Genomic DNA, 22,397 nt, shown 5'->3' on the forward strand with positions numbered 1-22,397 from the left:
CTGGTAACGGCCCGGGGGCATGGACAACCTGACGGAAGCAGGTCGACGTGCTGAACTTTATCGCCCGCTGCTTAGAGCCCCTCCTGAAGCTGCTTTTCCCGCCGACGGGCCGCCACCGGCCAAGGCGTGCAGCCCCTCCGCGCTGCACCACATGCCGTCCGACGCCCACCCCGGCCCTGCCCATCGACACCGCCCGCCTCCAACGCGCCCGACGCCGCGCCCTGTTGCTCTCCTCGTACGGGATCGACGTGGGCCCGAGCCGCATCCACGGCGTGGAGGTCCCCGCGTGACGCACCAGACCGTACGCCTCCTGCCCTGGCCCGGCCCGGACGGCAAGCCCTGCTACCTGATCAGCGACGGCACGGGCGCCAGCCATGTCTCCCGAGTCGCGGACAATGTCGAATCCGTACAGCTCGACATGGCTGATGAGCTGCTCGATCACGCGGCGGACATGCTCGCCGACCCCCAGGTGACCGCCGCGCAGTTGAGGTTCCTGGCCGACCGGATGGCAGAGGCGTTGCGCGATGTGTGCCGTATTGCCGTCAGCAGGGGAGAGCGGCTCCGCGCGAGTGAGTGCGGCGGTGAGCCTGCCCAACTACCGTAATACTGCTTCCACTTACTGGTCAGGTGGGAGTCGCACCGGTTTGTCCGGGGCATCGAGCCAAAGGGTCCGCCCGGTGTCGTCGTACGTCAGTCCGTAGCGGGTGACGTGCGGCTGACCGCTCGTGCGCCAGGCCGTGTACGCGGCGACGACCTCCGCCCACAGGTTGCGCGGGCCCCACTGCGTGACGGCGCCCTCCTCGCTCCAGCCGGCGTAGGCGACGACGGTGACCGACGTGCCGCCCGTATCCCAGAGTTGAGCCTGCCGCCCGTCCTCGCCGGTGCGGCAGGTGCGGTGGATGTCCGGGACGCGCAGGCCGAGCGCGAAGCTCTGCGCCCACGTGCCGTCGAGGACGCGTGCCGGGTCCACCGGCGACGCGGACTGGACGTAGGCGTCCGGGGACGGGAGGCGGTGGTGCCACCGGTGGGCGCGCACGGGCATATAGCTGGCCGAGCCGACGACAGTGCCCGACAGGACTCCGTCCTGGGCCCGGAGCTTGAGCAGGCCGCCATCCGCGAACGCCGTGTTGAACGGGGTGAGCACGATCGCTCCGTCGGCGGCCTGCTCACGCCACGCGTCGGGAATGTCGCGTACGGACGCGGTTGCGATGATCCGGTCGTACGGAGCGTTGGCCGGGTGCCCGTCCAGGCCGTCACCGCGGACGGTCCGGGCCGGGTATCCGGCGCGCTTGAGCCGTGCAGTGGCGGCGTCGACGAGATCGGGGTCGATGTCGATACTCGTGACCTGTGCCCCGCGCTCACACAGCAGAGCGGTGTGGTAGCCCGAGCCGAGCCCGATCTCCAGGACGCGGTGTCCGGGTTCGAGGTCGAGGTGATTCAGCTTCTCGAACACGATGTCCGGTGCCGACACCGACGAAGTGAAATCGCCCGAGGCAGGGCCGGTCGCTGCAACGTCGCCGTCATCGAGCTGGATCGCCACGGACCGGTGCGGGTCCCACACGGCAGCCAGCCAGGCTGACTCGTCCCCGGCCCTGTCGACCAGCGGATACGTACCTTCGTCGTCGGCGGTGATGAGCCAGATGCGGTCGGGCACGAAGTCGGTGCGCTCAATGGTGCGGAAGGCGGCACGGAGCCACGGGGACCGGAAGGCCCCCATGGTCTCCAGCGCGGTCTCACACACGGTGCGGTGGTCGGTCATGAGGAACTACCGGCCTCCGTTGCCGTCCGGGTTGGGTGGGGTAGGTGGCGGCGTCCACGGCTTGATCGGTGCGGGCTTGCCGCCGTGCTTTCCCATGATTCCTCCTGTGATGGCGGGTGGTGTTCGCCCTGCCGGGCCGTGCCTCATCACGTGCGGTGGCGAGCATGTCGCGCGCGCTCGGCACCGGGCTGATAGTCGGGGCACTTCGGGCTGCCGCTTGGGCAGTTCGGCCAGGTCAGGCCGTCGCCGGGAGGCAGGTCGCCGCCTTCAGGGCCACCGGGAGCCGCCTTGGTCACCAGCACCCTCCCGTCGACGCCGAATGCTTCGGCGAGCTCAGACAGGAACCGTCTGCCTCGCGCGCTGCCCGTGTGGTCAGCCGGTCCGATCCCGTGCCTCTCGCCTCCGCCTGCCATGTCGGCTCCTCCCGTCGATTTCCGCGTCGGTGCGGTGACGATGACCGTAGGGATCGGGGAGCTCCGGGCTCCACGAACTTGCATCGACTTGCACGCCAATTCGCTTGTCTGGATGCGGTATTGACGCGTTCTTCCGAGGTCAAGCAAGCTGCTGCAAGTCCGAGCAAGTACCTGGACCAGGGAGCCTGCCATGGCCGTACGGTTCGTCGGGATCGACCCCGACACCGACCGGGACCACTGCCCCACCGTGTGGGCCGACGCGGAAGCTCAAGAGATCTTGTTGCAGGGGTGGAAGCCGACCCCGAAGACCCAGGCGGAATGTGAGGCGAGCAGCCCCGCGAACGGTTCGGTGCCCGAAAGCGAGGCCATCGTCAGAATCCCGGCCCGGATGATCCCGATGATCAGGGAGGCGTGCGATGCCGTCGAGCGTGCCCGACTTCGCTGAGCTGCTCGGCCAGTGTGAACGATCCGCTGTCCACCTGGAGTTGCGCGACTCGTACGCCGCCACAGAACGGTTCGATGCGTGGAAGCGAGGCGAGCGGATCAACTGGGAGGAGCGTGAGTCCTGGTGGCACCCCTATGACCAACTGATTGCCGACACAGTGGCCAGAGGTGTGGTGATCCGCCGGGCGCGGGTGGTCTCCGAGCCGGTGTCGGAGTACATCCGGTGGGAGCACTACGTCACCCACGCCAACGTGACGGCGGGGGAGCAGGTCCGCTGGCTGCCCAGGAGACAGGCCACGGCCATCGCCTTGCCGGCAAACGACTTCTGGCTGTTCGACGACGAGTTGCTCCGGGTGCACCACTTCTCGGGTGACGGTGCGGTGATGGAGGACGAGATCACGACCGACCCTGAAGCAGTGAAGCTGTGCTCCGCCGCATTCGAAGCGGTCTGGGAACAAGCCATACCCCACCGCCAGTTCAAGGTCTGACGAAATTCGGTTCCATGCCCCCGCACCCCTCCTCCCACGTTTCCTCACGGGTTCAGAGGGCACGGGAGGCCCTGGCCGGCAGCCTGCGTGAGATCCGGAAGGACGCCGGACTCACTGGGCGGGAGCTGGCCGCCAGATGCGGCTGGTCCGAGTCGAAGTCGTCCCGTATCGAGAACGCCAGGACACCGCCGTCCGATGCGGACATCCAAGCGTGGTGCCGGGCCTGTGGCGCAGAGGGCCAGGCCCCTGATCTGATCGCGGCCAACAGGCAGTCCGCTGAGGCGCATGTGGAGTGGAAGCGCCTTCAGCGGACCGGTCTGCGACGGCTGCAGGAGAGCACGGGTGACCTTTACCGGGAGACCAAGACCTTCCGCGTCTACGTGTCCGACGTGATCCCCGGCTTCCTCCAAACCGCCGGTTACGCCTCCGCGTTGCTGTCCTCCATCGCCGATTTCCGGGGAACCCCGGACGACGTGAGCGAGGCCGTTGCAGCCCGCATGCGGCGTAACGAGGTACTGCACAACGGCGGTCGCCGGTTCTCGTTCGTACTGGAGGAGTCGGTGCTGCGCTACCGGCTGTGCAGCGCCGAAACGATGGCGGCGCAGCTCGGCCACCTGCTCGGGGCCATGGACCTTCAGAACGTCGCCGTGGGCATCGTCCCGTTCGCGGAACAGCGGGCCGTGTGGCCCATGCCGACCTTCACGGTCTTCGACGACCGGAGAGTGCACGCCGACACCCTGGACGCCGCCTCCACGCTCACCCAGCCGAGCCAGGTCGAGCTGTACGCCCGTGCTTTCGAACGGCTTTCGCAGGCAGCCGTACGAGGAGCGGCCAGCCGGGCCCTCATCGCGGATGCGGTGGCGTCCTTGGTCTGAACTGCTGCGTCGGGGCGCCGCTCCGCCCCCGCAGTGAGGAGCGGAGCGGCGCTCGTGGGCGGTCGGGCCCGAGCTATGCGCCTGTCTCGCTGATCCGCCAGGCGACCATCCCCGTCGCGTCCCGCTTGCCCTCGGCGTCGATGGCGAGCCGGGCCGGTGCCTTCGTGATGCGTACGTAGGTGGCTGTGCCGTCGCAGTCCAAATGTCGTGCCACCGGCCTGGGTTCGGTGCGGACGGTGAGCTCGACTCTGCCCTTACCGGCGCATGAAACACCGAGTCGGTAGGACCTGCCGCGGGTCAGAAGCGATTCCACGTGCACCCCGTCGCGGACCTTCTCGAGGCCGGACTCCACGAACTCCGGATCGTCGACGGTCACCGTGTCCAGAGCCGCCTCGGCCTGCTTGCCCAGCTTCGAGTCCGGCCTGTCCGGCCTGTCCGGCTCGCTCGGCGGCTTGGAGGACGACGTCGGCGCCGGCTGCTTCGTGGGCGACTCCGGCTTCCCGGAAGATTCGGAACACCCTGCGAGCGCGACAGCACACAGGACGCCGACACCCAGCACCATGCCCGTCCTGGCGGACCTGCCTCGAACCGTCATGAGTTCGTCTCCCAGTAACGCCAGCCCGTCTCCGACGTGGGCAGCGTCGCCCGCCCCTTCCTCAGGAGCCTCTTCCCACAACGATCCGCGCTGGTCTCGTACTTGGCCCAGGTTGTCTTGTAGCCCCAGGACCCGTACTGGAGGTGCCCGTACTTACCGCTCGCGATCTTCCTGCGGTACTCGTGGCCTGTGGTGACTCCGATCTCCGCCCCGATCTTCACGTCGACCTTCACCTTGGCCTTCGCGACGACGAGCCTGGCATCGCCCTCGGTCACCACAGGAAGCGCGGCCAAGGCGTCCTCCTGGGCGATCTGCTCTGCCGTGGGGATGGGCACCGGATCGAGGTCGGTGCTGGTGTCCGCGCTCGCCTGCGCAGGCAGAACGGCGGCAAGAGCGAGGGCCGTGGCAGGAATCAGAGTGCGTCTCAGCAGTGTGCTGCGCATAGGAGTTCCCCCTTTGTGGTTGTGCCTGCTGGTCAGGCAGGCTTCGGGCAAACCTACGCGTGGATCTGCCGGGCAGAACCTCGGCGGGGGATATCTGAGCGAGATCTGAGCCGGTCGGCTTCGCGTCGGCCGGGCGGACGACGCGCACCGCCCGAACAAACCAAACGTCATACCCCCCACACCCCCCACCCACACACACAACGCCCAAGATTCGTACGTCAATCTGGCTGAAGTTTTGTTGATCTCGGGTTGGTCGGGGCCGGAACCGGCCTACCCTTCGCAGGGTGAACCAACTGATGTCCCGCGAGGCCGAAGTCGCCGAAGTCGTTGATGTTCCCGAGGCTCTGCCCGGCACCCTTTCCGACGAGCTTCGGGGTGAACTCATCGCGTTCCGGCGTGACTTGCACATGCACCCCGAGCTGGGGAACCAGGAGTTCCGTACGACCGCGGCGATCAAGGCGCGTCTTGAGCGGGCCGGGCTCGCGCCGCGCGTGCTCGACACCGGGACCGGGCTCGTGTGTGACATCGGCAGCCCCGACGCGGAAGAGCAGCGGGGCGTGCTCGCCCTGCGGGCGGACATCGACGCGTTGCCGATTCCGGACACCAAGGCCGGCGCGCCGTATCGGTCGACCGTGCCCGACCGGGCGCACGCCTGCGGGCACGACGTGCACACGACCGTGGTGCTCGGGGCCGGGCTCGTCCTCGCCGAGCTGCACGAGCAGGGCCGACTCCCGTATCCCGTACGGCTGATCTTCCAGCCCGCCGAGGAAGTGCTGCCGGGCGGGGCGCCGGACGCCATCGAGTCCGGGGTGCTCGACGGGGTCGGGCGGATCATCGCCGTGCACTGCGACCCGCGGGTGGACGCCGGCCGGATCGGGCTGCGGCAGGGGCCCATCACCTCGGCCTGCGACCGGCTGGAAGTCGCCCTCGACGGGCCCGGCGGGCACACCGCGCGGCCGCACCTCACCACCGACCTCGTCACCGCCGCCGCCAAGGTCGTCACCGACGTGCCCGCGCTCGTGGCCCGCCGGGTCGACGCCCGCTCGGGGCTCGCCGTGACCTGGGGCCGGATCGAGTCCGGGCACGCCTGCAACGTCGTACCGCAGCACGCCGAACTCTCCGGCACCGTGCGCTGCCTGGACCTCGACGCGTGGCGGGCGGCGCCCGACCTGGTGCACGGCGCGATCCAGGAGATCGCCGACCTGCACCGCGCCAAGTCCGAGATCAACTACATCCGCGGCGTCCCGCCCGTCGTCAACGACCCTGCGGTGACTGAGCTGTTGGCCGACGCGATGACCGCGCGCCGCGGCGCGGCCGGCATCGAGGACACCGAACAGAGCCTCGGCGGCGAGGACTTCTCCTGGTACCTGGAGCACGTGCCCGGCGCGATGGCCCGCCTCGGCGTCCGCACGCCGGGCGAGCGCACCGTACGCGACCTGCACCAGGGCGACTTCGACGCCGACGAGCACGCCATCACCGTGGGCGTGGAGCTGTTCACCGCGGCCGCCCTCCTGGACGTCCGCCCGTAGCCCGCCCTCGTACGTACCGTGCCGTGCCGTCGCATCCGTGCGGCGGCACGTTTCGGTAACGGCGCGGGCAATGAAGACGCCCCGTGCTTCTACGCGCGTTACGGTGCGCCAAAAATCGGCGCCCGCAGCGGCGCGTCGGGGATGAAGGGGTGCTTCCCATGGGTCGAATGCCTCGTACCACTCGGACACGTATCACTCGGAGATGTGCGCACGCCGCCGCGGCCGTCGCCGCGCTCGCCCTCGTCGTCACCGGCTGCGGTGAGACCAGCTCGGGCGGGTCCGGCGAGAAGGGCGACAAGGGCATGGCCATCGCCTTCGACATCGGCGGCAAGGGCGACCAGTCCTTCAACGACGCGGCGTACGCGGGCCTGGAGAGGGCGCGCAAGGAGTTCGGCTACCAGGGCAACGCCGTCGAGCCCAAGGACGGCGAGTCCGACGCGGACAAGGTGCAGCGCCTCAAGCAGCTCGCCAAGCAGGGCTACGACCCCGTCGTCGGCATCGGCTTCATCTACGCCAACGCCACCAAGGAAGCCGCGGAGGCCTACCCCGACACCACCTTCGGCATCGTCGACGACTCGACGGTCAAGGCGAAGAACGTCGCCCCGCTGGTCTTCAACGAGGAGCAGGGCTCGTATCTCGCGGGCGTCGCCGCCGCCAAGGCCAGCAAGTCGAAGACCGTCGGCTTCGTCGGCGGTGTGGACGTGCCGCTGATCCACAAGTTCGAGGCGGGCTTCGCACAGGGCGTCAAGGACACCGACCCGAAGATCAAGGTCATCACGCAGTACCTGACCGAGACCGCGGAGGAGGGCGGCTTCTCCAGCCCCGACAAGGGCAAGGCCGCCGCCGAGGCGCAGATCGAGAAGGGCGCCGACGTGATCTACCAGGCGGCCGGCCTCTCCGGGCAGGGCGTCGTCGAGGCCGCCGCGAAGGAGAAGAAGTGGGCCATCGGCGTCGACTCGGACCAGTACAAGCAGAAGGCGCTGAGCAAGTACAAGGACTACATCCTGACCTCCGCCACGAAGGACGTCGGCGGCGCCGTGTTCGCCCTGGCCGAGTCGGTCGAGCGCGGCAAGCCGCTCAGCGGTGAGCAGCGGTTCTCGCTGAAGGAGGGCGGCGTCGGAGTCACCGAGTCCAACCCGGAGTTCGGGAAGGTCCCGGGCCTGAAGGCCGCCGTCGACCGGGCGAAGAAGGACATCGTCGACGGCAAGATCGAGGTCGCGACCGCCCCGTAGTGCATGCGGGAGCCGTCGTCGGGCGGGCATCCGGGAGGACTCCGGGTGCCCGCCCGTTTGCGTACAGCAAGTACGCGCCGGGGCCGAGGGGGTGCCTCCGACACAGCCCGATAACGGGTTTGCCGGAAGGGGTTCTTTCGTCGGTCTACGCGCGTTAATCTGCGGCGGAGTCAGCGTCGAACCCCTCCGTGTCGGCGCAGGTACGAAGGAGCACTTCACATGCGCCGGGTTTCCCGAATAGCGGTCGCAGGCGTGGCGTCCGCCGCCCTCGCCCTCTCCGTCTCCGCCTGTGGCGGCACCTCGAGCGACGCGTCCGGCAGCGGCGAGTCCAAGGGCGTCGGCATCGCGTACGACGTCGGCGGCAAGGGCGACCAGTCCTTCAACGACGCCGCGACCGCCGGCATGGAGCAGGCCAAGAAGGAGTTCAAGTACAAGGGCACGGCCGTCGAGCCCAAGGACGGCGAGTCCGACGCGGACAAGACGCAGCGCCTGGTCTCCCTGGCCAAGCAGGGCTACAACCCGGTGATCGGCGTCGGTTACGCCTACGCGCCCGCCGTGAAGGAGGCCTCGGAGAAGTTCCCGAAGGTCACCTTCGGCATCGTCGACGACTCCACCATCAAGGCGAAGAACGTCGCGTCCCTGGTCTTCAGCGAGCAGGAGGCCTCGTACCTCGCGGGCGTCGCCGCCGCCAAGGCCAGCAAGTCGAAGACCGTCGGCTTCGTCGGCGGTGTGGACGTGCCGCTGATCCACAAGTTCGAGGCGGGCTTCACGCAGGGCGTCAAGGACACCGACCCGAAGATCAAGGTCGAGAAGCAGTACCTCACGGAGACCGCCGACGAGGGCGGCTTCACCAGCCCCGACAAGGGCAAGGCCGCCGCCGAGGCGCAGATCGAGAAGGGCGCCGACGTGGTCTACCACGCCGCGGGCCTCTCCGGTCAGGGCGTGATCGAGGCCGCCGCCAAGGCCAAGAAGTGGGCCATCGGCGTCGACTCCGACCAGTACGCGCAGAAGCCCCTGGCCGCGTACAAGGAGTACATCCTGACGTCCGCGACCAAGGACGTCGCGAAGGCCGTGTTCAACCTCGCCAAGTCGGTGCAGGATGGCAAGCCCACCACCGGCGTCGTGCGCGGTGACCTGAAGTCGGGCGAGGTGGCCCTGTCCGACTCCAACCCGAAGTTCGCGAAGGACACCGCGATCCAGGACGCCGTGAAGAAGGCCGAGGAGGGCATCGTCAGCGGCGACATCAAGGTCAAGGACAAGCCGTAACCCCGTAACCCACAGGGACACCGGTACGGCACGGGGCGCGGGGAGGAGCTTTCTCCCGGCGCCCCGTCGGCCGACCGTCTGACACCAAGTAGGGGCGCTACGCGTGTAGATGGCCCCCTTTCCCAGGAGAGTGCGCCATCGCCACGTCCAGCAGCCCGCCGGAGGCGGGAACGGCCCACGCCGTCGAACTCACCGGAATCACCAAGCGGTTCCCCGGAGTCGTCGCCAACCACGACATCCGTCTCGCCGTCCGCAAGGGCACCGTGCACGCCCTCTGCGGGGAGAACGGCGCCGGCAAGTCCACCCTGATGAAGATCCTCTACGGCATGCAGAAGCCGGACGAGGGCACCATCGCCGTCGACGGGCAGCAGGTCGCGTTCGCCTCGCCCGGTGACGCCATCGCGCGCGGCATCGGCATGGTGCACCAGCACTTCATGCTCGCCGACAACCTGACCGTCCTGGAGAACGTGGTCCTCGGCAGCGAGAAACTGCACGGCATCGGCGCCAAGGCACGCGCCAAGATCGTCGAACTCTCCGAGCGGTACGGCCTCGGGGTCCGCCCCGACGCCCTCGTCGAGAACCTCGGCGTCGCCGACCGGCAGCGCGTGGAGATCCTCAAGGTCCTCTACCGCGGCGCCACCACCCTGATCCTCGACGAGCCGACCGCGGTGCTCGTGCCGCAGGAGGTCGACGCGCTCTTCGACAACCTGCGCGAGCTCAAGGCCGAGGGCCTCTCGGTCATCTTCATCTCGCACAAGCTCGGCGAAGTCCTCTCCGTGGCCGACGAGATCACCGTGATCCGGCGCGGCACCACCGTCGGCACGGTCGTACCGGCGGACACCACCGCCAAGCAGCTCGCCGAGCTGATGGTCGGCAGCGAGCTGCCCACGCCCGAGACCGCCGAGTCCACCGTCACCGACCGCCCGGTCATCGAGGTGCGGAACCTCAAGCTGCTCGGCGAGGGCGGCCGCGCGCTCCTCGACGACATCTCGTTCACCATCCACGAGGGCGAGGTGCTCGGCCTCGCGGGCGTCGAGGGCAACGGCCAGACCGAGCTGATCGACGCGCTCATCGGCCTCAAGGGCGCCGACTCCGGCACGCTCCGCATGGCCACCGGCGAGGTCGGCTCGGCCGGCGAGGCGGCGGGCGAGCCCGAGGAGATCACCTCCTGGCCCACCCGCAGGCGCCGCGAGCAGGGCATCGGCTACATCCCCGAGGACCGGCACCGGCACGGCCTGCTCCTGGAGTCCCCGCTCTGGGAGAACCGCATCCTCGGCCACGTCACCGAGCGCCCCAACAGCAAGGGCTTCTGGCTCGACCTCAAGTCGGCCCAGGCGGACACCCGGCGGATCGTCGAGGAGTACGACGTACGCACCCCCGGCATCGACGTCACCGCGGCCTCGCTGTCCGGCGGCAACCAGCAGAAGCTGATCGTCGGCCGCGAGATGAGCCACAAGCCGCGCTTCCTGATCGCCGCCCACCCGACCCGCGGCGTGGACGTCGGCGCGCAGGCGCAGATCTGGGACCAGATCCGCGAGGCCCGCCGCGAGGGCCTCGCCGTGCTCCTGATCTCCGCCGACCTGGACGAGCTGATCGGTCTCTCCGACACGCTCCGCGTGATCTACCGCGGCCGGCTCGTCGCCGACGCCGACCCGGCGGACATCACCCCGGAGGAGCTGGGCTCGGCGATGACGGGCGCGGCCAGCGGCCACCTGGAGCACCCCGCCGACGAGTCCGGGGCCGCCGAAGACCGGCCGTCGGGGGAGACCGGAGACCAGCCGGAGAAGACCGAAGAAGCCGCCGCCCCGGAGGACGAGGCCCGATGAAGAAGTTCGACAAGGAGCGGCTGCTCCTCGGCGCGGCGGGACCGGCGATCGCGCTGGTCGTCGCCGTGCTCCTCACCTCGGTCGTGCTGCTCGCCTCGGGCAAGAGCCCGTTCGAGCCGTACGCGATCATGCTGGAGCAGGCCGGCTTCGCCGACATCCAGGTGCTGATCCTGAACGCCGCCGCCGGGTACTACATCGCGGCGCTCGCGGTGGCCGTCGGCTTCCGGATGAACCTCTTCAACATCGGCGTCGAAGGCCAGTACCGGCTCGCCGCCATGGTCACCGCCGTCGTCGGCGCGAAGGTCGCCCTGCCGGGCGCGCTGCAGCTGCCGCTCCTCGTCCTGGTGGCCGCGCTGACCGGCGCGTTCTGGGCGGGTATCGCGGGGCTCCTCAAGGTCACCCGCGGCGTCAGCGAGGTCGTCTCGACGATCATGCTGAACTCCATCGCGACCGCCGTCATCGGCTACTTCACGCTGCCCAAGGTCTTCGGCGTCCAGCAGGGCAACAACAAGACCACCGGCGAGATGCACGACTCCGGCTGGTTCCCGAACCTGGACCTCGGCCCGGCCGGCGAGCTCTACGGCTTCGTCTTCGTCGCCGTCGCCCTCGGCATCGCGTACTGGGTGGTCCTCAACCGCACCCGCTTCGGCTTCGACCTGCGGGCCACCGGCGCCTCCGAGTCCGCGGCCGCGGCCTCCGGTGTCAACGCCAAGCGGATGGTCCTCACCGCGATGCTGCTCTCCGGCGCGGTCGCGGGCCTCGCGGGCCTGCCGACGCTGCTCAACGACACCCACACGTACAGCCTGTCGTTCCCGACCTCGCTCGGCTTCACCGCCATCGGCATCGCGCTCCTCGGCCGCGGCGGACCGGTCGGCATCGCCTTCGCCTCGCTGCTCTGGGCCTTCCTCGACAAGGCCTCCGCGGAGCTCGACTACCGCGGCTACGACACCGAGATCGCCGTCATCATGCAGGGCCTGATCGTCATCGCGGTCGTCGTCTCCTACGAGGCCGTGGGCCGCTGGGGCCTGCGCCGCCAGCAGCAGCGCGTCGGCAAGGAGCTGGCCGCGGGCCACGTCCTCGGCAAGACCGGTGCGCCCGGCACGTCCGGCGAGACCGGCACCTCCGGCGACAACAACGACAAGGAGGTGGCGGCCCGATGAGCACGGCACCCGCCCTCGACAAGCGGCCCGCCGCCGCATCCGCGCCCGGCCGCCGCCGCGTCACGCTGCCCGTACTCCTGCTGATCATCGCGGGCGTACTGGCACTCACCTCGCTGGTCCGCATCGTCACCGGCGCCGACGGCATCACCAACGTCAGCCAGATGTCCACCGCACTCAAGCTGGCCGTGCCGATCGGCATGGCCGGACTCGGCGGCCTGTGGGCGGAGCGCTCCGGCGTCATCAACATCGGCCTCGAAGGCATGCTGATCCTCGGCACCTGGTTCGGCGCCTGGGCCGGCTACCAGTGGGGCCCGTGGATCGGCGTCCTCGCGGGCATCGCGGGCGGCGCGCTCGGCGGTCTGCTGCACGCGATCGTCACGGTCACGTTCAACGTCAACCACATCGTCTCCGGTGTGGCCATCAACATCCTCGCCCTCGGCGTCACCCGGTACGTCTCCGCGTTCGCCTTCGAGGGCGTCCCGCAGGGCACGTCGAAGCAGTCGCCGCCGGTGGAGTCGCTCGGCCAGTTCTCCGTACCCGTCCTCTCCGACGGACTCGAAACCATCAACGACAAGGGCTGGTTCCTGGCCTCGGACATCGCCGGGCTGCTCGGCGGCCTCGTCACGAACATGTCGCCGCTGACCCTCCTCGCCCTCGCCCTGGTCCCGGCCAGCTGGTGGATCCTGTGGCGCACTTCGTTCGGCCTGCGCCTGCGCTCCTGCGGCGAGAACCCGACGGCCGCCGAGTCCCTCGGCGTCAACGTCTACAAGTACAAGTACCTCGCGGTGATCATCTCCGGCGGCCTTGCGGGCCTCGGCGGCGCGTTCCTCTCCATCGTCGCCAACCCCTTCTACCTGGAGGGCCAGACCGGCGGCCGCGGCTACATCGGCCTCGCCGCGATGATCTTCGGCAACTGGATGCCCGGCGGACTCGCCCTCGGCGCGGGCCTGTTCGGCTACACCGACAGCCTCAAGCTGCGCGGCGGCACCGAGAACGTGCACGCCCTGCTGCTGCTCATCGCGATCCTCGTCCTGATCGGCGCGATCTGGCTGGTGCTGCGCAAGAAGTACGTCGGCGCGGTCATCGCCGTCGCCGTCTCCGCCCTGGTGTTTGCTTGGTACGCCACCACGAAGGAGGTGCCGACCCAGGTCGTCACCGCCACACCGTACGTGGTGACCCTCCTCGTCCTCTCCCTGTCCGCGCAGCGCCTGCGGATGCCGAGGGCGAACGGCAAGCCGTACCGAAGGGGATAAGGCAAGTGACACCCGCCGCCGAGGCCGCCGTCGACGTCGACTGGGACGCCCTGCGCGTCGCCGCCCGGGACGCCATGTCCCGTGCGTACGCCCCGTATTCGGGCTTTCCGGTCGGCGCGGCGGCCCTCGTCGACGACGGCCGTGTGGTCAGCGGCTGCAATGTGGAGAACGCCTCGTACGGCATCGGGCTGTGCGCGGAGTGCGGGCTCGTGTCGGCGCTGCAGCTCTCCGGGGGCGGGCGGCTGACCCACTTCACTTGTGTGGACGGCACGGGTTCGGTGCTTGTGCCGTGCGGCCGCTGTCGGCAGTTGCTGTACGAATTCGGCGGCGCGGGGCTGTTGTTGGAGACACCCGAGGGTGTCGCCCCCTTGGCAGAGCTGCTCCCCCAGCCCTTCGGCCCCGGGCACCTTGCTTGATCCCCAACCCCGCCCCTTCCCGAAGTCCTGCGGACGGCTTCGGGGCTGCGCCCCGGGCCCCGGTCGTCATTCGGCTGCAGCGCCGTCGTGGCTGGTCGCGCAGTTCCCCGCGCCCCTATCGGGGGCACGTATCGCCGCCCAAATTCAGCCCCTCCGGCGTTTGAGATGGGGGTCCCCCCTGCTCGAGCGAAGCCGAGAGCTTGGGGGAGGGGGTCTGGGGGCTGGCCCCCAGGAGCCGACGGCAGTCTTTCGGGAAGGGGCGGGGAGGGGATCCGAGAAGGCCGCAACCACCAACCACCCGCACCTGGAAGGTGAACCCATGGACGCCATCAGCATCATCCGCGCGAAGCGCGACAAGCACGCCCTCACCGACGCCCAGATCGACTGGATCATCGACGCCTACACGAACGGCGCCGTCGCAGACGAGCAGATGTCCGCCCTCGCGATGGCGATCCTCCTCAACGGCATGACCCGCCCCGAAATCGCCCGCTGGACCGCAGCAATGATCAACTCCGGTGAGCGGATGGACTTTTCGAGCCTCACCCGCCCCACCGCCGACAAGCACTCCACCGGCGGCGTCGGCGACAAGATCACCCTCCCCCTGGCCCCGCTCGTAGCGGCTTGCGGCGCCGCCGTGCCTCAGCTCAGCGGCCGCGGCCTCGGCCACACCGGCGGCACCCTCGACAAGCTGGAGTCCATCCCCGGCTGGCGCGCCCTGCTGTCCAACGAGGAGATGCTCGACGTACTGGACAGCACCGGCGCCGTCATCTGCGCCGCGGGCGACGGCCTGGCCCCGGCCGACAAGAAGCTGTACGCGCTGCGCGACGTCACCGGCACCGTCGAGGCCATCCCGCTGATCGCCTCGTCCATCATGAGCAAGAAGATCGCCGAGGGCACCGGCTCACTCGTCCTGGACGTGAAGGTCGGCTCGGGCGCGTTCATGAAGACGGAGGCGGACGCGCGTGAACTCGCCGAGACCATGGTCGGGTTGGGCAACGACCACGGCGTCCGCACCGTCGCCCTGCTCACCGACATGGCGACCCCGCTCGGCCTGACCGCCGGCAACGCCCTCGAAGTCCGGGAGTCCGTCGAGGTGTTGGCGGGCGGCGGCCCCGCCGACGTCGTCGAGCTCACCCTGGCCCTGGCCCGCGAGATGCTCGACGCGGCGGGCCTGCAGGACGCGGACCCGGCGAAGGCGCTCGCCGACGGCTCGGCGATGGACGTGTGGCGCCGCATGATCGCCGCGCAGGGCGGCGACCGTGACGCGGACCTGCCGATCGCCCGCGAGCAGCAGATCGTCGCGGCCCCGAGGGACGGCGTCCTCACCCGCCTCGACGCGTACGACGTGGGCGTCGCCGCCTGGCGTCTGGGCGCGGGCCGGGCCCGTAAGGAGGATCCGGTGCAGGCCGCCGCGGGCGTTCAGCTGCACGCCAAGCCCGGCGACCCGGTGAAGGCCGGCCAGCCGCTGCTCACCCTGCACACCGACACCCCGGACCGCTTCGAGTACGCCCTGGAAGCGCTGGACTCCGCGTACGACATCGCGACCGAGGGCGCGGACTTCACGGCGCAGCCGATCGTCATCGACCGGATCGCCTGAGGCCGGGACCGCAGCCGGCCGTGACCCAGCGCCTTCGGGAACCCTCCGGCGGCCCGGGTTACGGCGGGCGTTGTGCACGTACCGTGAAGGACGCGCACCCTCCGATGAGTTCCGGGCGGTCCGCCGGTCTCCTCTGTGTGAAGGCATCAGAACCGCTCGTCGTCGGTCTCGGCGCCCGGGTCGCCCGGGACGAGGTGCCGCAGCTGTGCGAGCAGATGGTGGAGGGCCTCAGGGCCACCGGCGCCACCGAGGTGATCTGTGACGCCGGGGCGCTCGACGCCGCCGACATGGCCGCCGTCGAGGCCCTGGCCCGGCTTCGCCTCGCCGCCCGCAGAGCCGGGGTCGGGATGCGCATCCGCGACCCCGACCCCCGCCTGACGGGGCTACTGGACCTGGTCGGCCTCGCTGAGCTGTTCCGGGAACCCGAAGAGCGGGAACCACCGCTTGGTGTCGAGGAAGCAGTGGAACCCACTGATCCGGCCGTTTGACGTCTCGATGATCTGCAGCGCCCACGGCACCAGGAGGCCCGAGCCCTCCGGGTCCGGCTTGTAGTGCGCGAAGGCCGGGGTGCCGTTGGCGAAGGTCGGGAGCAGCTTGGAGCCCTCGCAGCCCGCGCCCTGGTTGACCAGGAACGCCAGGATGTCGTCGTGGCCCTGGAGCCACAGGTCGAACGGGGGCATGGTCATCACGGCGTCGTCGTGGAGCACGGCGGCCAGGGCCTTCATGTCGTACCCCTGGAACGCTTCCATGTAGCGCCGGAGCAGGTCCTGCTGCTCCTCGTCGAGCGGGTCGGCGGGGTCCGACTCGTTGACCGGGGACTCGCTGAGGGTGGCGCGGGCGCGCTGCAGGGCGCTGTTCACCGAGGCGACCGAGGTGTCGAGGAGCTCCGCGACCTCGCTGGCCTTCCAGGCGAGCACCTCGCGCAGGATGAGGACCGCGCGCTGCTTCGGCGGCAGGTGCTGCAGGGCGGCGACGAAGGCGAGCCGCACGGACTCCCGGACCACGGCCGTGTCCGCCGGGTCGGCGGTGGACGGCAGGATGCGGCTGTCGGGGATGGGCTCCAGCCAGGTGGCGTCCGGCTGCGGGTTGAGCTGCGCCGTGGCCTGGCGGCCGCGCTCGCTGAAGTCCATCGGGAGGGCGCGCTTGTTGCCGGCGTTCAGCATGTCCAGGCAGACGTTCGTCGCGATGCGGTAGAGCCAGGAGCGCAGCGAGGAGCGTCCCTCGAACTTCTCGTACGCCCGCCAGGCGCGGACCAGGGTCTCCTGCACCGCGTCCTCGGCCTCGAAGCCGGAGCCGAGCATGCGGTAGCAATAACCCGTCAGCTCTGTTCGGTACTTCTGCATGCCGGCGTCGAGTTCGTTCTGCGTCGTTGCCAGATCACTCATGGAGTCCACCTCAGCTGCCGCTCCGCACGGCCTGTCCCGACCATTCACTTCGGAAGTTACAGGACCCTGCTGACAATCGCGCGAGAGCCGGGAAATCCAGCTACGAAGCGGTAGTTGGGGTTGACAGCGTGCAAGCGCGGGCGGTCTCGGCGGCACAGCGAAGAGGCCCGTCGCGGGGCCGGTCCGAACTCCTGGACCGGCCCCGCGACGGGCCGCACGAGAAGGCCGACAAGTGACTCAGTGATGCGCGGCCGCAGCCACCAGAACCCGGCGTTCCACCCGCGCCGCGTGCGAGCCGTACAGCGTCACCGACACCACGCCGAGCACCGCGAGCAGACCGAGAAGGACCGTGCCGGCCCAGCCCCCCGAGTGGAAGGCGAAGGCGCCGAGGGCGCCGCCCACGCTGGAGCCCAGGTAGTACGCGGACTGGTACAGGGCGGAGGCCTGCGCGCGGCCCTCCGTGGCGGTGCGGCTGACCGACGAGGACGCCACCGCGTGCCCCGCGAAGAAGCCCGCCGTGATCAGGACCAGGCCGAGCAGCACGGCGGCGAGGCTGTCGGACAGCGAGAGCAGCAGGCCGGACGCGGTCGTGCCGACGGCCAGGTACAGCGCGCCGCGCCGCCCGAGCCGTCCGACGAGCTTGCCGGCGGCCGCCGAGGAGACCGTGCCGACCAGGTAGACCAGGAAGATCGAGCCGACCACGCCCTGCGGCAGCGAGAACGGGGCGTCGACGAGCCGGTAGCCGATCACCGTGTAGACGGCGCCGAAGACGGTCATGAACAGCGCGCCGATCACGTACAGGCGGCAGAGCAGCGGGTCGGCGAGGTGGCCGCGCACGGTCCGGGCGAGGACCCGGGGGCGCAGCGAGCCGGCCTTGAAGTGCCGGGGCGCGGGCAGCAGCACCCGGAAGGCGAGGGCGCAGACCAGCGCCATCAGGCCGACCGCGGCGAGCGCGGCCCGCCAGTCCCAGGCCTGGGCGACCCAGCCGGTGAGGACGCGGCCGCTCATGCCGCCGATGGAGTTGCCCGCGACGAACAGGCCGATCGCGGCGATCAGCGCCTTGGGGCGTACCTCCTCCGCCAGGTACGCCATCGCGGAGGCGGGCAGACCGGCGAGCGCGGCGCCCTGCACGGCGCGCAGCGCGATCAGCCAGCCGAGGTCGGGCGCGAACGGCACGAGCAGGCCGACGAGCACGGCGACCGTCAGGGACCAGGTCATCATCGTGCGCCGCCCGAACCGCTCCGAGAGCGCGCTCAGCGGCAGGACGAACAGGGCGAGGGCGCCGGTCGCGGCGGAGACCGTCCAGCTCGCCGTGTCGGCGGTGACGGCGAAGTCCGCGGAGATCGCGGGGAGCAGGGCCTGCGTCGAGTACAGCAGGGCGAAGGTGGCGAGCCCCGAGGCGAACAGGGCGAAGCTCATCCGGCGGTAGCCGGGGCCGCCGGGCGCGAGACGCGTGTCGGTCTCGGCGGCGGGAGCGGGAGCAGGAGAGGGGGACGCGGAGGTGAGGGCGCCCGCGGGTTGGGCGGACGCCTTGCTACTGGCAGGTGGCATACGTCGAAAGTAGGCACGCGCGCCTGATGCGTCCAATGCATGAACAGGCGAGAATCAATCCCATGGCGCATGAGAGCAGCTCACGGCGGCGGCTGTCGCAGAACAGTTACCCAGAAGACATCGGCAGGTCCGTGGACCCCGCCGCCGAGTCCTGGCCTGCGGTGCTCGCCCCGCGCCTCGCGTACTTCGCGGCGGTGGCCCGCACCGAGCACGTCACGCGCGCCGCGCACGAGCTGCAGGTCCCGCAGTCCACGCTGTCCCGGGCCCTGGTCCGGCTCGAACAGGACCTGGGCGTCGACCTGTTCGCCCGCCACGGCCGTACGCTCTCGCTCACTCCCGCGGGCCGTACGTTCCTCGCCTCGGTGGAGCGGGCGCTCGGGGAGGTGGAGCGCGCGGCGGAGGCGGTGCGCGCGGACGCGGACCCGGAGGCCGGCAAGGTCGCGTTCGGCTTTCTGCACACGATGGGCTCGGAGACGGTGCCCGCGCTGATCCGCGAGTTCCGCGTCGACCATCCCCGGGTGCGGTTCTCGCTCGTGCAGGGGTACGGCGAGTGGATGCTGGAGCGGATGCGCGCGGGCGAGCTCGACCTGTGCCTCACCTCGCCGGTGCCGTCCGCCCCCGACCTGGTCGCGCGGCGCCTGGACGAGCAGCGGCTGCGGCTCGTCGTGCCCGAGGACCACCGGCTCGCAGCGCGCAAGCGGGTCCGGCTCGCGGAGGCCGCCGACGAGGCCTTCGTGACGCTCGAACCGCCCTTCGGACTGCGGCGGATCACGGACGACCTGTGCGCGCAGGCGGGGTTTCGGCCGCGGGTCGCGTTCGAGGGCGAGGAGGCGGAGACGCTGCGCGGCCTGGTCGCGGCGGGCCTCGGCGTGGCCCTGCTGCCCCCACCTGCCTTCGCCCGCCCGGGAGTTGTGGAGCTGACGGTGACGGCGCCGCGCGCGGTCCGCGAGATCGGCGTCGCCTGGCTGGCCGACCGCCCGGAGACGCCTCCGGTGGCGGAGTTCCGCCGCTTCCTGCTGGGCCGCAAGGGGCGGCTGCTGGCCTAGGGGCCCCCTACGGGGCCTTCTCCCCACCCTGCCCCTTCCCGAACTGGGGCTCCGCCCCAGACCCCGCTGTCTTTCGGCTGACCCGCCGTCGTGGCCGCTCGCGCAGTTCCCCGCGCCCCTTAAAACCCGCCCCGCCCCGGCGAAAATCAGCCCGTCCGGCGTTTGAGGACGAGCGCCTCAGCGCGATGGACGGGGTCCGGGGCTGAGCCCCGACAAGGGGCGCGGGGAACTGCGCGAGCGGCCACGACGGCGCGGTGGACAGACGACGGCCGGGGGCCCGGGGGCACAGCCCCGGAGCTGTCCGCAGGACTTTCGGGAAGGGGCGGGGTGGGGATCAGCTCGCCCGCAGGGCCGCAGAGCCGCAGAGCCGCAGAGCCGCAGAGCCGCAGGGCCGTAGGGGCGCAGGGGCGCAGGGGCGCAGGGGCCGCACCCCCTACCCCCGCAGTGACCGCCCGAAGCCGGAGGCGAGCGGCATCCGCAGCCCCAGCGGCGGCGGAGCCGCGAGCGCGTCCGTGAGCGGGCGGGAGAAGCCGCGGCCGAACAGCGTGCCGAGCACGAAGTCCGCCGCGAGCGCCGCCACCTCGGCCCGATGCTGGTGCAGCCCGTGCCCGTCGGAGTGCACCTCGAACCGGCAGGTGTCCCGGTTGGCCTTCTTCACCCGCTCCGCGAACCGGAACGACAGCTCGGGATCGGTCCGCTCGTCGTTGGTGCCGTGCACGATCAGGACCCGCCGCCCGCTCAGCTGCTTCACCGGTTCGGGCGCCACCGCGACATCGTCCTCCGGCAGCCAAGGGGCAAGCGCGAGCACGGAGTTGACGGCCGGATGGTCCGCCGCGTGCAGCGCCGCCCGCCCGCCCATGTCGATCCCCGCGAGGCACACAGGCACGTCCCCGTACCGCCGCACGACCTCCGCCACGGCCCAGCGGGCGTCGCGGGCCGGCAGTGCGTCCGGGCCGTTCCAGCCGCGCCGGCCGTAGTGCACGACATGGCCGACGAGCCCCTCCGCGCGCCCCTCCCGCACCACGCGCCGGCCGAGCGTGCGGGCCGCGCTCACCGCGAGCGGCGAGGGGCGGCGCGTGGAGTTCTCGGCGCCGCTGGGCAGCAGCAGTACGACACCGCTCACGGCGGCGTTCTCCGCGCCGATGAGACGGCCAAGTCGGGTGCCCTGCAAGGGCGTTGCTCGCTGTGCCATGACAGAACACTCTCAGAAGCCCAGGTGTACGCAGCCCCAAGCGCCGGTCACTGTTGCGTATCGACGCCGGCCACGTCTCCGTATCGAAGAGTGGTACAACCAGAGACATCTACGCGCGTAGGCGTTACAGTGCCGAAATGACGAGCCAGACCACACCCGCACCGGCCCCGGAGCAGATCCGACGGGCCCCGAAGGTGCTCCTGCACGACCATCTCGACGGCGGCCTGCGCCCCGGCACGATCATCGAACTCGCCCGCGAAGTGGGGTACGAGGCGCTGCCCGAGACCGAGGCCGACAAGCTCGGCGTCTGGTTCCGCGAGGCCGCCGACTCCGGCTCGCTGCCCCGCTACCTCGAGACGTTCGCCCACACCTGCGCCGTCATGCAGACCAAGGAGGCGCTGCACCGCGTCGCCGCCGAGTGCGCCGAGGACCTCGCGGAGGACGGCGTCGTCTACGCGGAGATCCGGTACGCCCCCGAGCAGCACCTGGAGCGGGGCCTCAGCCTCGAAGAGGTCGTCGAGGCCGTCAACTCCGGCTTCCGCGAGGGCGAGCGGCGCGCGAAGGCCAACGGCCACCGCATCCGCGTGGGCGCCCTGCTGACCGCGATGCGGCACGCCGCGCGCGCCCTGGAGATCGCCGAACTCGCCAACCGCTACCGTGACTTGGGCGTCGTGGGCTTCGACATCGCGGGCGCCGAGGCCGGCTTCCCTCCCACCCGCCACCTCGATGCGTTCGAGTACCTCAAGCGGGAGAACAACCACTTCACGATCCACGCGGGCGAGGCCTTCGGGCTCCCCTCCATCTGGCAGGCCCTGCAGTGGTGCGGCGCGGACCGCCTCGGCCACGGCGTCCGCATCATCGACGACATCCAGATCGCCGACGACGGCTCGGTCAAGCTCGGCCGCCTCGCCTCGTACGTACGCGACAAGCGCATCCCCCTGGAGATGTGCCCGACGTCCAACCTGCAGACGGGCGCGGCCACTTCGTACGGCGAGCACCCCATCGGGCTCCTTCGCCGGTTGCACTTCCGCACCACCGTCAACACCGACAACCGCCTCATGTCGGGGACGAGCATGAGCCGCGAGTTCGAGCACCTGGTCGACGCATTCGGTTACACGCTCGACGACATGCAGTGGTTCACAGTCAATGCGATGAAATCAGCGTTCATTCCTTTCGATGAACGACTCGCCATGATCAATGACGTCATCAAGCCGGGTTATGCCGAGCTGAAATCCGAGTGGCTGTTCCAGCAGACCGCCTCTACCAGCGGTTCTGTCGCTTCTGCGGGCTGATTCGCATACGTCGAAAAGGGCCGGGACGTTTGTTCCCGGCCCTTTTCCGTGGCGTTTTGGTGTTTGCGAGCGCGTACGGCCCGTGGATAGCTTGCCTGACCGCTCCATCCCCGTCACGAGGACGTATTCACCATGAAGCACTCTGCCGCCAAGACCCTCGGTGTCGCCGCTCTCGGTGCCGCTTTCGCCGCTGCCGGTGCAGGCAGCGCGTCGGCCGTGGCCCCGGGGCTGACCGACGCCGCCGGGACCGTCGGCAACGTGGCCTCCACCCTGCCGGTCGAGGAGGTCGGCAAGGCTCTGCCCGCCGGCGCCGGCCAGCACCTGGCCACCGGTCAGCAGGCCCTCGCGGGCGGCCTGTCCGCCGCCTCCCAGGCTCCGGCCGGCGAGGGCGACCCGGTCAAGGGCCTGATCGGCGGCCTGCCGGTCGGCGAGGGCCTGCCGGTCCAGGGTCTGCCGCTCGGCGGCTGATCCTGCCGGTCCGCGGCCGTCCCCTTCCCGGTCGCGGACGACGACGAGCGGCGGGGGGGGGGGGGCCCCCCCCCGGGGGGGGCCCCCCCCCCCCGGGGGGGGGGGGGCGGCCCCCCCGCGGTGGTCAGCGAAGGACGCGGTCCTTGAGGGCCGGGAAGCGGTCTCGG

General features: G+C 70.6%; 22 protein-coding genes. 16 read left to right on the top strand and 6 right to left on the bottom strand.

Annotated features, from left to right (window positions below; all coding sequences use genetic code 11):
• The first annotated feature begins 286 nt into the window (after positions 1-286).
• The gene (locus QIS96_RS36425; protein WP_282547164.1) at positions 287-604 is read left to right on the top strand and encodes a hypothetical protein; all 318 of its coding nucleotides are present in this window, start codon (positions 287-289) and stop codon (positions 602-604) included.
• Positions 605-616: 12 nt separating this feature from the next.
• On the opposite strand, the gene QIS96_RS36430 is transcribed toward QIS96_RS36425, so the two are convergent.
• On the bottom strand, positions 617-1,759 hold the full coding sequence (locus QIS96_RS36430; protein WP_282547165.1) for a methyltransferase domain-containing protein: 1,143 nt from the start codon (positions 1,757-1,759) through the stop codon (positions 617-619).
• Between the two features lie 603 nt (positions 1,760-2,362).
• On the opposite strand from QIS96_RS36430, the gene QIS96_RS36435 reads away from it, so the two are divergent.
• From QIS96_RS36435 to QIS96_RS36445, 3 genes are read left to right on the top strand one after another with little or no spacing between them, the layout of a single operon-like run.
• Positions 2,363-2,617, top strand: a complete 255-nt coding sequence (locus QIS96_RS36435) for a hypothetical protein (protein ID WP_282547166.1) — start codon at positions 2,363-2,365, stop codon at positions 2,615-2,617.
• On the top strand, positions 2,589-3,104 hold the full coding sequence (locus tag QIS96_RS36440) for a DUF6879 family protein (protein WP_282547167.1): 516 nt from the start codon (positions 2,589-2,591) through the stop codon (positions 3,102-3,104). Before QIS96_RS36435 ends, QIS96_RS36440 begins: the two co-directional genes overlap by 29 nt.
• 14 nt (positions 3,105-3,118) lie before the next feature.
• Positions 3,119-3,979: a helix-turn-helix domain-containing protein gene (locus QIS96_RS36445; RefSeq protein WP_282547168.1), complete on the top strand. Its 861-nt coding sequence runs from the start codon at positions 3,119-3,121 to the stop codon at positions 3,977-3,979.
• Positions 3,980-4,052: 73 nt separating this feature from the next.
• On the opposite strand, the gene QIS96_RS36450 is transcribed toward QIS96_RS36445, so the two are convergent.
• Both QIS96_RS36450 and QIS96_RS36455 read right to left on the bottom strand, forming a co-directional pair.
• Positions 4,053-4,541, bottom strand: a complete 489-nt coding sequence (locus QIS96_RS36450; protein WP_282547169.1) for a hypothetical protein — start codon at positions 4,539-4,541, stop codon at positions 4,053-4,055.
• Between the two features lie 29 nt (positions 4,542-4,570).
• Positions 4,571-5,017, bottom strand: a complete 447-nt coding sequence (locus tag QIS96_RS36455; protein WP_282547170.1) for a hypothetical protein — start codon at positions 5,015-5,017, stop codon at positions 4,571-4,573.
• 296 nt (positions 5,018-5,313) lie between these two features.
• Between QIS96_RS36455 and QIS96_RS36460 the strand changes: the two genes are divergently transcribed.
• From QIS96_RS36460 to QIS96_RS36500, 9 genes are all read left to right on the top strand, one after another.
• A complete protein-coding gene (locus QIS96_RS36460) occupies positions 5,314-6,546 on the top strand; it encodes a M20 family metallopeptidase (RefSeq protein WP_282547184.1) in 1,233 nt (410 codons plus the stop codon).
• Between the two features lie 158 nt (positions 6,547-6,704).
• Complete coding sequence (locus QIS96_RS36465) at positions 6,705-7,778, top strand: BMP family lipoprotein (protein ID WP_408907325.1); 1,074 nt, start codon at positions 6,705-6,707, stop codon at positions 7,776-7,778.
• A gap of 219 nt (positions 7,779-7,997) precedes the next feature.
• A complete protein-coding gene (locus tag QIS96_RS36470; protein WP_282547172.1) occupies positions 7,998-9,044 on the top strand; it encodes a BMP family lipoprotein in 1,047 nt (348 codons plus the stop codon).
• A gap of 137 nt (positions 9,045-9,181) precedes the next feature.
• The gene (locus QIS96_RS36475) at positions 9,182-10,870 is read left to right on the top strand and encodes an ABC transporter ATP-binding protein (protein ID WP_282547185.1); all 1,689 of its coding nucleotides are present in this window, start codon (positions 9,182-9,184) and stop codon (positions 10,868-10,870) included.
• Positions 10,867-12,030, top strand: coding sequence for an ABC transporter permease (locus QIS96_RS36480; protein WP_282547173.1), 1,164 nt, complete (start codon positions 10,867-10,869; stop codon positions 12,028-12,030). Before QIS96_RS36475 ends, QIS96_RS36480 begins: the two co-directional genes overlap by 4 nt.
• Positions 12,027-13,283 carry an ABC transporter permease gene (locus tag QIS96_RS36485; RefSeq protein ID WP_282547174.1) on the top strand — a complete coding sequence of 419 codons (1,257 nt, stop codon included), beginning with the start codon at positions 12,027-12,029 and terminating at the stop codon, positions 13,281-13,283. Before QIS96_RS36480 ends, QIS96_RS36485 begins: the two co-directional genes overlap by 4 nt.
• 5 nt (positions 13,284-13,288) lie before the next feature.
• Complete coding sequence (locus QIS96_RS36490) at positions 13,289-13,699, top strand: cytidine deaminase (RefSeq protein ID WP_282547175.1); 411 nt, start codon at positions 13,289-13,291, stop codon at positions 13,697-13,699.
• Positions 13,700-14,018: 319 nt separating this feature from the next.
• A complete protein-coding gene (locus tag QIS96_RS36495; RefSeq protein WP_282547176.1) occupies positions 14,019-15,296 on the top strand; it encodes a thymidine phosphorylase in 1,278 nt (425 codons plus the stop codon).
• 104 nt (positions 15,297-15,400) lie between these two features.
• Entirely contained in the window at positions 15,401-15,784 is a 384-nt protein-coding gene (locus QIS96_RS36500; protein WP_282547177.1) for an STAS domain-containing protein, read from the top strand.
• Here QIS96_RS36500 and QIS96_RS36505 read toward each other — a convergent pair.
• A complete protein-coding gene (locus QIS96_RS36505) occupies positions 15,680-16,681 on the bottom strand; it encodes a sigma-70 family RNA polymerase sigma factor (RefSeq protein ID WP_282547178.1) in 1,002 nt (333 codons plus the stop codon). The genes QIS96_RS36500 and QIS96_RS36505 overlap by 105 nt on opposite strands.
• A gap of 237 nt (positions 16,682-16,918) precedes the next feature.
• Entirely contained in the window at positions 16,919-18,232 is a 1,314-nt protein-coding gene (locus QIS96_RS36510; protein ID WP_282547179.1) for an MFS transporter, read from the bottom strand.
• Between the two features lie 62 nt (positions 18,233-18,294).
• Here QIS96_RS36510 and QIS96_RS36515 point away from each other — a divergent pair, with 62 nt between their 5' ends.
• A complete protein-coding gene (locus QIS96_RS36515; RefSeq protein WP_282547180.1) occupies positions 18,295-19,278 on the top strand; it encodes a LysR family transcriptional regulator in 984 nt (327 codons plus the stop codon).
• Between the two features lie 433 nt (positions 19,279-19,711).
• Here the strand turns inward: QIS96_RS36515 and QIS96_RS36520 are convergent, their stop codons facing one another.
• Complete coding sequence (locus tag QIS96_RS36520) at positions 19,712-20,470, bottom strand: prolyl oligopeptidase family serine peptidase (RefSeq protein WP_282547181.1); 759 nt, start codon at positions 20,468-20,470, stop codon at positions 19,712-19,714.
• A gap of 137 nt (positions 20,471-20,607) precedes the next feature.
• Here QIS96_RS36520 and QIS96_RS36525 point away from each other — a divergent pair, with 137 nt between their 5' ends.
• Both QIS96_RS36525 and QIS96_RS36530 read left to right on the top strand, forming a co-directional pair.
• A complete protein-coding gene (locus QIS96_RS36525) occupies positions 20,608-21,762 on the top strand; it encodes an adenosine deaminase (protein ID WP_282547182.1) in 1,155 nt (384 codons plus the stop codon).
• A gap of 132 nt (positions 21,763-21,894) precedes the next feature.
• Positions 21,895-22,230 carry an ATP-binding protein gene (locus tag QIS96_RS36530; RefSeq protein WP_282547183.1) on the top strand — a complete coding sequence of 112 codons (336 nt, stop codon included), beginning with the start codon at positions 21,895-21,897 and terminating at the stop codon, positions 22,228-22,230.
• Positions 22,231-22,397: the final 167 nt, after the last annotated feature.

Origin of the sequence: Streptomyces cavernicola, from assembly GCF_029968035.1 — a bacterium.
Lineage (GTDB): Bacteria > Actinomycetota > Actinomycetes > Streptomycetales > Streptomycetaceae > Streptomyces > Streptomyces cavernicola.